The organism is Cupriavidus sp. SIMBA_020 (assembly GCF_046535395.1).
GTDB classification, from domain to species: Bacteria; Pseudomonadota; Gammaproteobacteria; order Burkholderiales; family Burkholderiaceae; genus Cupriavidus; species Cupriavidus campinensis.
The window spans coordinates 1-267 of the sequence record NZ_JAWRWU010000712.1 but is presented as its reverse complement, the minus strand read 5'-3'; the positions used below and the strand labels follow the sequence as shown (position 1 = coordinate 267).

The 267-nt window shown below is 64.0% G+C and carries 1 protein-coding gene; it reads left to right on the top strand.

What is annotated here, in order from left to right; all coding sequences use genetic code 11:
- On the top strand, positions 1-267 hold a 267-nt coding region (locus SB751_RS31185), incomplete at both ends, for a DNA glycosylase AlkZ-like family protein (RefSeq protein WP_410749166.1).

The window sequence follows — 267 nt, the reverse complement described above, 5'->3', positions numbered from 1 at the left end:
CGATGCGATCCGCCGCATGGCGCAATTGCAGATCGACACCATTCACGTCGTCGCGCGCAGCCCGTATCTGGTGCTGTTCAGCCGCGTCGGCAACTTCGACCCGCGTTGGCTCGACGAGCATCTCGCCGAAGCGCGCCTGTTCGAATACTGGTCGCACGAAGCGTGCTTCCTGCCCGTCGAGCAGTTCGGGCTGATGCGCTACAAGATGCTCGACCCGCGCGGAATGGGATGGAAATACGCGGCCGACTGGCACGCGCAGAATCGCGC